This window comes from Janthinobacterium sp. 1L-D-8-B-C4 (assembly GCF_057291295.1).
In genome coordinates, this window is sequence record NZ_JBXAVX010000004.1 from 213360 (window position 1) to 226260 (window position 12901).

Genomic DNA, 12901 nt, shown 5'->3' on the forward strand with positions numbered 1-12901 from the left:
CGATGGTGTTTACCCTGAATTTTTATATGGATTGCTTTTTTTGAACTGCCCTGCTTTTATGTTGCTTTACTGCCGATTTTCTTGGGCCCTGCACGCCATGTTCGCCGCCATACAGGTAGGCCGCAATGACATCGCTCAGGCGCGCGGCTTTTTCGACATTGCCCTTGTTCGACACCATCAGCGCCACGGCCAGCGCTTCGATCATGGCCAGCGCCGTGCTGGCGCTGCTGGGCAGTACCGGATGGGTGCTTTGCGCAAACAAGGCATGGTCGGCCAGTTCGGCCAGCGGCGAGGCCGGCGAATCGGTCAGCGCGACGATATGCGCACCGCGGTCGCGCGCAAAGCTGGCAAGACCGATGCAATCGAGCGTATAGCGCGGAAACGAGATCACCACCAGCACATCGTGCGCCGTCAGGTTGACCAGGTGGCCGGCCGCCACTTCCGAGCCGCCGATGCCGACCACTTCCACCACGTGCGGGCAGAACGGCTGCAAGTGCTGCACCAGCATGCCGGCCAGGTTGGCCGACAGGCCAAAACCCATCACATACACCACCCTGGCCCGCGTCAGGCGCCGTACCACCGCCTGCATCTGCGCCAGTGACAGGCCATCTGCGGTGGCGGCGATATTGGCGGCCGCGTATTCCAGGCTTTGCGTGACGGGCGAAGTGGCGCGCGCGCGATGTTCGATGGTGTGGCGCAGCTTGTCCACCGGCTGCAACAGCGACTGCAGGGTTTCGGCCATGGCGCCGCGCATGGCCGAATAATTCTTCTGGCCGATATCGCGCGCAAAACGGCTGATGGTGGCAGTCGACACCTGGCAACTGTCGGCCAGTTCTTCGATGCCGAGCGCGGTGACGCGCAGCTGGTTGCGCAGCAAATAGTCGGCGATCTGCCGGTGCGAAGCCGAACCGCTGGCCAGCACGCGCATCAGGGTCTGCCCCAGCGCGGACTGCGCAAACGCCGCATCGGGCGCGTGAACGCCGGCGACGGAGGCAGGACTGGCGGTTGACTTCATATCACTGGCGGCCTGTGTTTGTTGCGTGCAAAGGACATGCGGCATGGTTCTGAAAACGTCTGCCGCAAGCCACTGTACTCATATCAAAAACAAAACTCAATCAATATCTGTAAAAGGATTTTCATTTATTTACTTAGTGAAAATAATGCTACATAATCGACGCAAAACCCACCCACCATGCCCCGTTTTGGAGCGCCTCATCATGCAAGTTCGCCAGCACACCATCTCCACGCCGCACGCCAGCGTTGCCTATCAACTCAGCAGTTTCCATTTCGGTAGCGCGGCGGCCGACAGCCGCAGCGGCAAGAAGGTGTATATCCAGGCCGCCCTGCATGCGGACGAAGTGCCGGGCATGCTGGTGGCGCAATTCCTGCGGCGCGAACTGCTGGCGCTGGAAGCGGCCGGCAAGATCCTCGGCGAAATCATCCTGGTACCGGCGGCAAATCCGATCGGCCTGGCGCAAGCGATCCACGGCGCGCCATTCGGCCGTTTTGACCTGTCGACCGGCATCAATTTCAACCGCGCCTACCGCCATGTGGCCGATGAACTGAAAACCACGCTCGACGGCCAACTGGGGCCGGATACCGGCACCAACGTGGCGCTGATCCGCCAGCAGGCGCGCGACGCGGTCGCCTCGTGGCAGCCACGCACCGATGCGGAAACCCTGAAAAAAACCCTGCTTGGCATGGCGATCGACGCCGACATCGTGCTCGACCTGCATTGCGACAATGAGGCTGCCCTGCACCTGTACACCGGCACGCCGCTAGCGGCGCAACTGGCGCCCCTCACCGCCCTGTTGGGCGCGCGCGCCGTGCTGCTGGAACTGGCGGCCGGCGAAGAGCCGTTCGACGAAGCGTGCAGCCGCCTGTGGTGGGACCTGGACAGCCATTTCCAGGGCCGCTATCCAATACCGGCCGCCTGTTTGTCGGTGACGGTGGAGCTGCGCGGCGAAGTGGAAGTGAACTACGCGCTGGCCGAACAGGACGCCCGGGCCCTGCTGCGCTTCCTCGCCATCGAGGGCGTATTGGACATTTCCGGTGCGGCCGACGACCTGCCAGCGCCGCAATGCGTGCCCACACCGCTGGCCGGCGTGGAGCCGATCCTGGCGCCGCATGCGGGCGTGCTGGTGTACTTGCGCGAAATGGGTGACGTATTGGAGGCCGGCGACGCGGTGGCCGACGTGATCGACCCTGTCAGCGGCGACACCACCACCCTGCGCTGCACGGTGGCCGGCGTGTTCTTTGCGCGCAGCGCGCACCGCCATGTGCTGCGCGGCATGAACGTCGGCAAGGTGGCCGGTGCAATCGCCTACCGCGGCGGCAGCCTGCTGAGCCAATAAGAAAATCGTCCAACATGAAAAAATCGTTCAAGCTGCCCAATACCTTCGTGCTGCTGTGCGCCATCCTGGCCATGATCGCACTGGCCACCTGGCTGGTCCCGGGTGGCAAATTCGACACCCAGCTGGTCAACGGCAAGCAGCTGATCATCCCCGGCACGTTTCACTACGTGGCCAACAAGCCGCAGGGCCTGGCCGCCCTGATGATGTCGCCGATCAAGGGCTTTGTCGACGCCAGCCTGATCATCGGTTTCGTATTGATCGTCGGCGGCGCCTTTGCGGTGCTGCAGAAAACCGAAGCGTTCGACTCGCTGATCAAGGCCATCGCCAAGGCCCACACCAGTTCGCGCTTCGTGCGCGCGGCCATTATCCCGGTCTTCTTCACCATGTTTTCCCTCGGCGGCGCCACCTTCGGCATGAACGAGGAAGCGATCCCCTTCATTTTGATCTTCGTGCCGCTGGCGCTGGCGTTGGGCTACGACACCATCACCGGCGTCTCGATTCCGTTTCTCGGTTCGCAAGTGGGCTTTTCCGCCGCCTTCCTGAACCCCTTCAATGTTGGCATCGCGCAGGGCATCGCCGGCGTGCCGATCTTTTCCGGCATCGGCTACCGCCTGATCGTCTGGAGCATCGCCACCGCCGTCAGCATCCTGTTCCTGATGTGGTACGCGGCGCGCATCAAGCGCCACCCCGAGAAAAGCCCGACTTACCAGCTCGACATCGAAAAGCGCCGCGAGCACACGATGGACCTGGACAGCTTCGCCGGCATGACGCGCACCCACCGCGCCGTGCTGTGGATCTTCCTGGGGACTTTGCTGACGATGGTGGTGGGCGTGGTCAAGTACGACTGGTTCATCGACGAAATCGCCGCCCTGTTCCTGGTGATGGCGATCGTGGTGGGCCTGGTCGGGCGCCTGGATGCCGACAGCCTGGTCGCGTCTTTCGTGCAGGGCGCGCGCGACATGGTCGGCGTGGCGCTGGTGATCGCCCTGGCCCGCGCCACCATGATCCTGGCGCGCGACGCCCAGATCATCGACACCATGCTGCATGCCCTGACGCCGCTGGTGGCCTCATCGAGCCCCGTGTTCGCCGCGCAGAAAATGTTCTTCATGCAGACCGTGATCAACTTCTTCATCCACTCCGGCAGTGGCCAGGCCGCCCTCACCATGCCCATCATGGCGCCGCTGGCCGACCTGGTCGGCGTAACGCGCCAGACGGCGATCCTGGCATTCCAGTTCGGCGAATTCACCACGCCGATGATCCCCACCTCCGGCATCACCGTCGGCGTACTGGCGCTGGCGCGGGTACCATGGATCACCTGGGCCAAGTGGATGATCCCGCTACAGCTGATCTACCTGGTGCTGGCCTTGCTGCTGCTGATACCGCCTTGTTTGATGCATTGGCAGTAAGGAGGCCAGGAAGCATGTCAATCGCAAAAAAGGCAGTCGTGGCATCATGGTCCATGCCATGCCACATCGATGGTCGGTACGTTCGCGCATAACGCCCGCACAGGCTTGCGATGGGCGCACGCTGACTCTTGCAGTTGGAATATGACGATGGTGGCGGCAGCACGCTGCTTGTGATTACCAACCTGGCACGTCCTCATGACTGGCTGGTGGGCGATACGCGTGCTGTAACGCCCTCGATTGTCGAGGACGCCATCAGGCAGGCACTGGACAAGGGCTGGCGCTACTCGGAAAAGGGAAGCGCCTTCGAGTTGACAATGCACCTCGATTGATCCAACCTCACCAGCATGTCCGATATCACACCCCACAACCCCGCCCTGCTGACCGACGGCGACGTCGACTATACCCACTTCCACTGCTGCGGCGACGAAGACCTTGTCTTCCTGCGCTGTCCGTCTTGCGGCCATATTTCGGTGCAGTGCTACGAGTGCGAAACGTGGTATGTCGACCTGGCGGACACCAGCCAAAGAAAGCGGAGCTATTTGTTGAGTGAAGATGAGCGGCTGGAGTGTATGCAGTGCAGGCAACCGTTCGAGGATGCCTGCCATCTGATGGATGAGGTGGTGGATAAATATTTGCCGACAGCCGAACAGGTGATCGATGCCGGCCATGGCCGGCATCTGGCGCGCCATCTGCGGGAGCAGCACGGCCTGGTCCCGCCGGGCCCTGACGCGTAGTATCGCGGGCCGGCGGGACCATCGTTACAGCCTTACCACATGATCACGCGCTGCTCCGGCGGCAGATACATGGCGTCGCCCGGCTTGATGCCGAACGCCTCGTAAAAGCCTGGCTGGTTCATCACGGTGCCCTTGGCGCGGAATTCGCCGGGCGAATGCGGATCGCTCTTGATCTGCGCGATGGCCGCTTCGGGGCGCAGCTTGGCGCGCCATTTCTGCGCGAAGCCGATGTACAGGCGCTGCTCGCCCGTCAAACCATCGATCACCGGTGAAGGCTTGCCACCGAGCGAGCGGCGATAAGCGTTATACGTCAGCGACAGGCCGGAGTTGTCGCCGATGTTTTCACCGAGGGTCAGCTCGCCGTTGATATGGTAGCCAGGCACCGGGCTGTAGCTGCCATACTGCTTGACCAGGCCTGCCGCGCGCGCCTTGAAGGCAGTGCGGTCATCCGCCGTCCACCAGTTGCGCAGGCGGCCGTGGGCGTCGTACTGGCTACCGGAATCGTCGAACGCATGGCTGATTTCATGGCCGAAGGTGATGCCCAGCAGGCCGTAGTTGACCGCGTCTTCGGCCTTCACGTTAAAGAATGGCGGCTGCAGGATCGCGGCCGGTATCGTGATGGAATTGAGCGCCGGGCTGTAGCTGGCGTTGACGGTTTGCGGCGTCATCGACCATTCGTCGCGGTCGACCGGTTTGCCCAGTTTGTCCAGGTTGTTCTGGCGGCCCCAGGCACGCGCGGCGCGCACGTTGGCGATCAGGTCGTTCGGCTGGGTTTTCATGCTGCTGTAGTCGCGCCATTTTTCAGGATAGGCGATCTTCGGCTTCAGGCCTGCCAGCTTCAGTTGCGCTTCTTTCTTGGTCTCCGGGCTCATCCAGTCCAGATTGTCGATGCCTTCTTTGAACGAAGCGACGAAATTGTCGAACATGGCCATCACGCGCGGCTTGGTTTCAGGCGGCAGGTACATTTCCACATAGCGCTTGCCGACCGCGTCGCTGATGGCGTTGTCGGTAAAGCGCAGCGCCAGTTGCCACTGCGGTTCGCTTTGCGGCACGCCGCGCAGCACCGTGCCTTCGAAGGCGAAGCGCTCCTTGACGGTGGCGCTGTCCAGGAAGGACGCATAGCTTTCGACGATGCGCCAGTTCAGGTAGCTCTTCCAGGATTCCAGCGGAATCTCGGCCACGGCTGCCGAAAAGCCAGTGAAAAAGCTGGGCTGGCGCACCACTGCCGACGACGCCTTTGGCGCCAGTCCGGCGGTGGCAAAGTAGGCCTTCCAGTCAAACGCCGGCGCCAGCTCGCCGAATTGGTCGAAGGCGACACGGTTGTAAGACTTGACGGGATCGCGCATCTGCACGCGCGTCCATTGCGCCGCAGCCAGGCGCGTTTCAATGTCAAGCACCTGGGCGGAATGCGCGGCGGCAGCCTTGTCGCCGCTCATGGCCAGCATGGTTTCGATATGCTTCAGGTATTTGGCGCGCACGGCCACCAGCTTGGCGTCGTCGTCCTTCAGGTAATAGTCGCGGTCAGGCAGGCCCAGGCCGGATTGGCTGATATTGACGGTGTAGTTTTCCGGGTCTTGCGCATCGGGCGCGACACCGGCCGAAAATGGCGTCTGGATGCCGCTGCGTTGCAAAAAGGCGAACAGCGCCGGCAATTCCTTCTTGTCCTTGATGGCTGCCACGCGCGCCAGTTCCACGCGCAGGGGCTTGAAGCCGGCGGCGTCGCGCGCCTTCTCATTCATGAAGCTGGTGTACAGGTCGGCGATCTTGTGCGTTTCGCTGCCGGCCTTGCCGGGATTCTTGACGGTGGCGTCGATCAGGGCGCGCAGCTGGCCCTGGGCGATTTCACGCAATTCGATATACGTGCCCCAGACCGATTTGTCGGCCGGGATTTCGGTGTTGCGGGTCCAGATGCCGTTGACGTAGGCGTAGAAATCGTCTTGCGGACGCACTGCCGTGTCGAGCGTTTTCATGTCGATGCCGGAGACGGGAGCGGCGGCATTGGGGGCTTGCTGGGCATGCAGCGAGGGTGTGGCGAGAGCGAACAGGGCGCAGCAGGCGGCGCTGATAAGCGAACGATGCACGAAGATTCCTTTGGTTGTGAGTGAGACTTCCTGTTGACGAGCATGCTGGGTACAGACACGCAAGCGCAGGATTATACTCACAGACGGGTGCTGCATTGCAGCAAGATCAAAGGCGGAATCGCCACTTTTTTGCGCTGGTAGTTGACGCGGGCAATGATGACTGGCATGGCTGTCAGCAAGGCTGGAAAGAACCGGGGGCGCCGCCCGTCCTGACTGCCTGTGATGTGGTATTGCGGTGTGCTGCGGATGCTGTTGCGGGAACTGCTTGTGGCATGATCGAAATTCTTACAGCGCGGCTTTTTCTTCGGCGCTCAGGCGTTTGGCGCTGACGTAGACCACATGCGTGACATCGGCACTGGCAACCACGGACGCTGGCGCGGCGCGGAACTTCGGTACCGAGGCGGTGGCGATGCTGGTGGCAGCAGCGATGGCGATGATGGCAACGAAAATGGCTTCCATGTTTTTGGCGATGTTCATGATGATGTCCTTTGCGTGAGTGGTTCGGTGGGTTGTGTGCTGCGATGATTGAACTTTAGGCGCATCGCCCTGCAAGCACCACCGGATTGCGACAAAGCGCGCAAAACGCGGGACAGAATACAAAAAGCTGCGATGAAACGCAGCGATCGATACTCACCTCATGCACCGGCGGCTCAGGCCAGTGCTGCACGCCCATGGGCGAGCTGGCTGGCCACCAGGGCCACCCTGGCGCCCAGGTGGGCGCACGTCGCCAGGTCCGCCGGCGTGGCGGTGTTTTCCGCAGGCTGGTCGGCATCGGACTGCGCCGCGGCGCCGATAAAAAAGCCGTGGCGGTTCAGGCTGTCTTCGGTCGAGGTCGAGCGGTTATGCCCGGACTGCAGGCCGAGATTAACCCAGTGCATGCCATGCTGCGCGGCGAAGATCGCCAGTTGCTGCAGCGTTTGCAGCTTGTCGCCGGAGCGGCTTGCCGCATTCGTGAAACCGGCCGCGACCTTGTGCTGCCACTTCTGCGCTAGAAATGCGTGGGGCGAGCTGTCATCCATGAACTGCTTGAACGCCGCCGAGGCGCTGCCCATGTAAGTGGGGCAGCCAAAAATGATGGCGTCGACGCGCTCCAGCTCCTGCCAGTGCAAGTCGGCCTGTTCCACGCTGACCAGCAGGACATCGGCGCCGGCCTGTTCGGCGCCTTGCGCGACTGCCTGGGCGAAACGTTCGGTATGGCCGTAGCCGCTGTGATAGACGACAGCGACCCGCACCTTGATTTCGGTACTCATGTTTTTTCCTTTGAATAGTGAAGCAGGGCCGCAGCCCGCTCAGATGGTTTGCGGAACCGACCGCAGTTTGTCGGGATTGCGCATGATGAACACCGCCACCACCCGTTCGCCGTCGACGATGAAGGACTGCACCGATTCAAGCTTGCCGGCCACATAGCGCAGCAGCCCAGGTTCGCCGTTGATCAGGGCGGCGCGATAGCGGACTTGCGCCGGGAACTGGTGCTCCAGCGACCAGTAGACGCCGGCGACCCGTCCCGCGCCTTTCAGTACATGCAGGAAGGAATTCACCTTGCCGCCGCCGTCCGCCACCAGTTGCACGTCGTCGGACATCAGGGCGCGCATCGCCGCGCGGTCGCCCTTGCTGGCGGCCTCGGTAAATTTCGCCAGCAGTTCTCGGTGCGCATCCCTGGGCACGGTGAAGCGCGGGCGCTCCTGGCGTACCCGTACCTGGGCACGATGGGCAAGCTGGCGGCAAGTGGCTTCGGTCTTGCCCAGCACTTCGGCAATTTCCACATAGTCGGCATCGAACACATGGCGCATCAAAAAGGCCGCGCGCTCGTCGGCCGACAACCTCTCGAGCGCCCACATGAAGGCAAACGAGACATCGCTGGCCAGCTCCACCGCGCGTTCCGGCGTGTTTTCATCCAGCTCGACCAGCGGCTCGGGCAACCACCAGCCAACATAGGTCTCGCGATCGGCCTTGCTTGAGCGCAGGCGGTCGATGGCCAGCCGGGTCACCACCGACACCAGCCACGCTTCGCAGGACTGGATCTGCGCCTTGTCGCCGCCATGCCAGCGCAGCCAGGCGTCCTGCAGCACATCCTCGGCATCGGCGCGCACGCCCAGCATGCGATAGGCGATCGAAAACAGCCTTGGGCGCAGCGCCGTAAAGAGGGCCAGGTAGTCGGTGTCGGTGTGATGGCTCATGGTGATGGTCTTGTTTCCCAATACTACATTGATCGGCGGGGGTTTAGAAACCTGGCGCCGGCTCTTCCGGAATCTGGTTGCGCAGCGACAGGTTCAGCACGTTCCAACCGCGAATCGCGGCGATGGCGTAGCTCAGTTCCACCACCTCGTTTTCAGTGTAATGCTCGCGCAGTTCGCGATAGGCGGCGTCGGTATCGTCGCGCTGCGGCAGCGCATTGACGGCTTCCGCCCAGGCCAGCGCGGCGCGTTCGCGGGCGCTGAAGAACGGCGCTTCGCGCCATCCGGCGATGGCATTCAGATGACGCGGCTCGGCGCCCTGTTTGAGCAGGAAGCGCCAATGCATGTCGACGCACACACCGCAGCCGTTGATTTGCGACACGCGCAGGTTGACCAGCTCGAAAATGCGTTCGCCGATCGCGCCCTGGCTGGCCGACTTCGACAGATTGATCATCGCTTTGAGCGAATTGGGGGCGAGAGAAAAGAAAGGCAGGCGGGCGGTATTGGACATGATGACCTCAGTGGTTGGTTGATGACCGCGCACCATGCGCTGGTCATATCACTTAGACGTTCGGCGCCGGCGCGTTGTGACAGCTTGCGTCAATTATTTTTGCACAGGCGCGGATACGCCCTGGCGACGTCCAATGGAAGCGTCATCGGCGAGAGAAAAAACATGGCTCAAGAATGTCCGGTGCTGACGCCGGCACCAACCAGGTGTCTTCGCCGCGCTGGCAAGCTGCCTGCTCGCTCACGCGCCCACGCAAGGCTGGGCAAAAGGCCTTCGCCATACGATCGTCTCTGGATTGGTGGAGGTACGAAAACCGGTGCGTGATACTCGACGCGGAACCATCGGAAACCACGGATATCGATGGTCAGGGAAGTCCGGACGTCGCCAGATCGTGCCATCGATGGAATATATGCAGAAGAAAAGGGCGACAAGCGCCTGCAGTCATGACCGAAGCACGCTTACAGTGCGGCTTTTTCTTCGGCGCTCAGGCGCTTGGCGCTGACATAGACCACATGGGTGGTGACGGCGTCGGCGCTGGCGCCAGCGTTGGCCACCGCTTTCGGCACCGAAGCGGTGGCCATGCTGGCTGCGGCGGCAACGGCGATGATGGCAATGGCGATGGCTTCGATGTTTTTGGCGATGTTCATGGTCAAGTCCCTGGGATCAGTGGTTGTGTGCTGCGATGATTGAACTTTAAACTTGCCCCCTCGTCAACGCCATCGGATTGCGACCAAACGCGCAAATCGCGGAACAGAATACAAACAGCCCTGACGAAACGCAGAAACGGCCGAAAAACCCGCAACAGGCCGCATTTTGATGCGTGCAAGCCCCATTTCCGGCCTTCTCAACCCTGTCTGCGCCCCTAAAAGCCCTGATGCAGGCCAACCTTGTTTATAATCGCCGTACACTAAAGGACCTCTTTCATGACTGATCAATTCTCCAAAAAGGGCGAAGCCTGGTCGGCCCGGTTTTCCGAACCGGTCTCGGACCTCGTCAAGCGCTATACCGCCTCCGTATTTTTCGACAAGCGCCTGGCGCTGTTCGATATCGAAGGTTCGCTGGCCCATGCGGAAATGCTGCATGCACAAGCCATCATCAGCCCGGCCGACTACGCAGAAATCCAGCGTGGCATGGCGCAGATCTCGCAGGAAATCGCCGCCGGCCAGTTCGAATGGCTGCTGGACCTGGAAGACGTCCACCTGAATATTGAAAAACGCCTGACCGAACTGGTGGGCGACGCCGGCAAGCGATTGCACACGGGCCGTTCGCGCAACGACCAGGTGGCCACCGACATCCGCCTGTACGTGCGTTCCGCCATCGACGACATCACTGCCCTGCTGGCCACCTTGCGCGGCGCCCTGACCGACCTGGCCGAGCAGCACGCCGACACCATCATGCCGGGCTTTACCCACATGCAGGTAGCCCAGCCGATCACGTTTGGCCACCATATGCTGGCGTATGTCGAAATGTTCGGCCGCGACGCCGAGCGCATGGCCGATACGCGCAAGCGCGTCAACCGCCTGCCGCTGGGCGCGGCCGCACTGGCCGGCACCACTTTCCCGATCGACCGCCTGCGCGTGGCCAAGACGCTGGGCTTTGACGACGTCTGCCACAACTCGCTGGACGCCGTCTCGGACCGCGATTTCGCCATCGAGTTCTGCGCCGCTTCCGCCGTGCTGATGATGCACGTGTCGCGCATGGCCGAAGAACTGGTGATCTGGATGAGTCCACGCATCGGCTTCATCGACATCGCCGACCGCTTCTGCACCGGCTCGTCGATCATGCCGCAAAAGAAAAACCCGGACGTGCCTGAGCTGGCGCGTGGCAAGACCGGTCGCGTCTACGGCCACCTGATCGGCCTGCTGACACTGATGAAAGGCCAGCCGCTGGCCTACAACAAGGACAACCAGGAAGACAAGGAACCGCTGTTCGACACGGTCGACACCGTGATCGACACCCTGCGCATCTTCGCCGACATGGCCGGCGGCATCACGGTGAAACCGGAAGCGATGCGCGCGGCCGCCCTGCAAGGCTACGCCACCGCCACCGACCTGGCCGACTACCTGGTCAAGAAAGGCCTGCCGTTCCGCGACGCCCATGAAGCCGTCGCCCTGGCAGTACGCGCCTGCGTCGACGCCGGCTGCGACCTGGCCGATTTGTCGCTGGAGCAGTTGCAGGCGTTCTCGCCATTGACCGGCGACGACGTGTTCGCAGTGCTGACCCTGGAAGGCTCGGTTGCCGCGCGCGACCATGTCGGCGGCACCGCGCCGAACCAGGTACGCAAGGCGATCGCCCGCGTACGCACGCAGCTGGAAAAGTAAGTCGCTTTTCCGCCGCCCCTTCCCCGGGGGCGGCTGCTATCATGCCTGCCTTCAGAACCCATCTTGGAGCAGGTATGAGCAGCGTCAGCAACGTCGGCATCGGTATCGGCGGCAAATCAATTGAAGCAGCACTGTCCACCTTGACGGACATGACGGCCGGCATGGCCGCCATCGGCACGGACGAACACGCACAACGCATCGCCACCGCGCAAGCGCAGATGCGCGCTTTGGGCGTATCTGCCATCTACCTGAACGCGGGCGCCAACCTCACCTATTTCACCGGCACCAAATGGTATGCCAGCGAACGCATGGTCGGCGCCATCCTGCCTGCGTCCGGCGCGCTCGAATATATCGCTCCCGCGTTTGAAGAAAGCACCTTGCAAGGTTTCATGCTGATCGAAGGCCGTGTCAATTGCTGGGAAGAGCATGAAAGCCCGTACCAGCTGTTCGTCGACGTGCTGGCGCGCATGGGTATTGCGCAAAATGCGCAGCAACCACCGCGCGTGGGCATCTGCGAAAGCGCCGCCTTCTTTATCTACGACGGCATCAAGCCGCTGGCCCCTGGCTACGCGCTGGAAAACGCGCGCGCAGTCACGGCGTACTGCCGCAGTCGCAAGTCCAGCGCCGAAATCGCCCTGATGCAGCGCGTGATGGACATGACACTGGCCGTGCACGTGGCCACGGCCAGCATGCTTTACGAGGGCATCACGACGGTGGAAGTGGAAGAATTCATCAGCCGAGCGCACCGCAAGGTGGGTGCGCCGCGCTCGTATTTCTGCATCGTGCTGTTTGGCGAGGCGACCGCCTATCCGCATGGCGTAAACTACGTGCAGACCCTGAAAGCGGGCGACACGGTGCTGATCGACACCGGTTGCCAGGTGATGAACTATATTTCCGACATCACGCGCACCTATGTGTTTGGCGCCATCAGCGAACGCCAGCGCAGTGTGTGGAACAGCGAAAAGAAAGCCCAGGCGGCGGCGTTTGCGGCAGCCCGGCTGGGCCTGCCGTGTGGCGACGTCGACCGCGCCGCGCGCGTGTCATTGGAAGAGGATGGCTTTGGCCCCGGCTACAAGCTGCCCGGCCTGCCGCACCGCACCGGCCACGGCATCGGCCTCGATATCCACGAGTGGCCCTACCTGGTCGGCAGCGACACCACGCCGCTCGATGTGGGCATGTGCTTTTCAAACGAGCCGATGATCTGCATTCCGGGCGAATTCGGCATCCGCCATGAAGATCATTTTTACATGACGGAGGTGGGACCGAAGTGGTTCACCGAGCCGGCGCACAGCATCGATAACCCCTTCGGCCTGGGCTTGTAAC

The 12901-nt window shown here is 62.2% G+C and carries 13 protein-coding genes; 6 read left to right on the forward strand and 7 right to left on the reverse strand.

What is annotated here, in order from left to right; all coding sequences use genetic code 11:
- Positions 1 to 22: 22 nt before the first annotated feature.
- Positions 23 to 1015, reverse strand: coding sequence for a MurR/RpiR family transcriptional regulator (locus AC0Z42_RS09710; RefSeq protein WP_485468018.1), 993 nt, complete (start codon positions 1013 to 1015; stop codon positions 23 to 25).
- Positions 1016 to 1217: 202 nt separating this feature from the next.
- Between AC0Z42_RS09710 and AC0Z42_RS09715 the strand changes: the two genes are divergently transcribed.
- The 4 genes from AC0Z42_RS09715 to AC0Z42_RS09730 all read left to right on the forward strand — a co-directional run bounded on the left by AC0Z42_RS09715 (position 1218) and on the right by AC0Z42_RS09730 (position 4494).
- A complete protein-coding gene (locus AC0Z42_RS09715) occupies positions 1218 to 2354 on the forward strand; it encodes a succinylglutamate desuccinylase/aspartoacylase family protein (RefSeq protein WP_485468019.1) in 1137 nt (378 codons plus the stop codon).
- Between the two features lie 14 nt (positions 2355 to 2368).
- The gene (locus AC0Z42_RS09720; RefSeq protein ID WP_485468020.1) at positions 2369 to 3760 is read left to right on the forward strand and encodes a YfcC family protein; all 1392 of its coding nucleotides are present in this window, start codon (positions 2369 to 2371) and stop codon (positions 3758 to 3760) included.
- A gap of 134 nt (positions 3761 to 3894) precedes the next feature.
- Complete coding sequence (locus AC0Z42_RS09725) at positions 3895 to 4089, forward strand: hypothetical protein (RefSeq protein WP_485468021.1); 195 nt, start codon at positions 3895 to 3897, stop codon at positions 4087 to 4089.
- A 15-nt stretch (positions 4090 to 4104) separates the two neighbouring features.
- Positions 4105 to 4494 carry a hypothetical protein gene (locus AC0Z42_RS09730; RefSeq protein ID WP_485468022.1) on the forward strand — a complete coding sequence of 130 codons (390 nt, stop codon included), beginning with the start codon at positions 4105 to 4107 and terminating at the stop codon, positions 4492 to 4494.
- A gap of 32 nt (positions 4495 to 4526) precedes the next feature.
- Here AC0Z42_RS09730 and AC0Z42_RS09735 read toward each other — a convergent pair whose 3' ends face one another.
- The 6 genes from AC0Z42_RS09735 to AC0Z42_RS09760 all read right to left on the reverse strand — a co-directional run bounded on the left by AC0Z42_RS09735 (position 4527) and on the right by AC0Z42_RS09760 (position 9904).
- Positions 4527 to 6575 (reverse strand): M13 family metallopeptidase, encoded by a 2049-nt coding sequence (locus tag AC0Z42_RS09735; protein ID WP_485468023.1) that lies wholly within the window; start codon positions 6573 to 6575, stop codon positions 4527 to 4529.
- 285 nt (positions 6576 to 6860) lie between these two features.
- The gene (locus AC0Z42_RS09740) at positions 6861 to 7052 is read right to left on the reverse strand and encodes a hypothetical protein (RefSeq protein ID WP_485468024.1); all 192 of its coding nucleotides are present in this window, start codon (positions 7050 to 7052) and stop codon (positions 6861 to 6863) included.
- 173 nt (positions 7053 to 7225) lie between these two features.
- Positions 7226 to 7825, reverse strand: coding sequence for a flavodoxin family protein (locus AC0Z42_RS09745; protein WP_485468025.1), 600 nt, complete (start codon positions 7823 to 7825; stop codon positions 7226 to 7228).
- Between the two features lie 39 nt (positions 7826 to 7864).
- Positions 7865 to 8752 carry an RNA polymerase sigma factor SigJ gene (sigJ, locus tag AC0Z42_RS09750; RefSeq protein ID WP_485468026.1) on the reverse strand — a complete coding sequence of 296 codons (888 nt, stop codon included), beginning with the start codon at positions 8750 to 8752 and terminating at the stop codon, positions 7865 to 7867.
- A 43-nt stretch (positions 8753 to 8795) separates the two neighbouring features.
- The gene (locus tag AC0Z42_RS09755; protein ID WP_485468027.1) at positions 8796 to 9260 is read right to left on the reverse strand and encodes a carboxymuconolactone decarboxylase family protein; all 465 of its coding nucleotides are present in this window, start codon (positions 9258 to 9260) and stop codon (positions 8796 to 8798) included.
- Between the two features lie 455 nt (positions 9261 to 9715).
- Positions 9716 to 9904: a hypothetical protein gene (locus tag AC0Z42_RS09760; RefSeq protein ID WP_485468028.1), complete on the reverse strand. Its 189-nt coding sequence runs from the start codon at positions 9902 to 9904 to the stop codon at positions 9716 to 9718.
- Positions 9905 to 10180: 276 nt separating this feature from the next.
- On the opposite strand from AC0Z42_RS09760, the gene argH reads away from it, so the two are divergent.
- Positions 10181 to 11578: an argininosuccinate lyase gene (gene argH / locus AC0Z42_RS09765; RefSeq protein WP_485468029.1), complete on the forward strand. Its 1398-nt coding sequence runs from the start codon at positions 10181 to 10183 to the stop codon at positions 11576 to 11578.
- Between the two features lie 74 nt (positions 11579 to 11652).
- Positions 11653 to 12900 carry a M24 family metallopeptidase gene (locus AC0Z42_RS09770; RefSeq protein ID WP_485468030.1) on the forward strand — a complete coding sequence of 416 codons (1248 nt, stop codon included), beginning with the start codon at positions 11653 to 11655 and terminating at the stop codon, positions 12898 to 12900.
- The last annotated feature ends 1 nt before the right edge of the window (position 12901 follow it).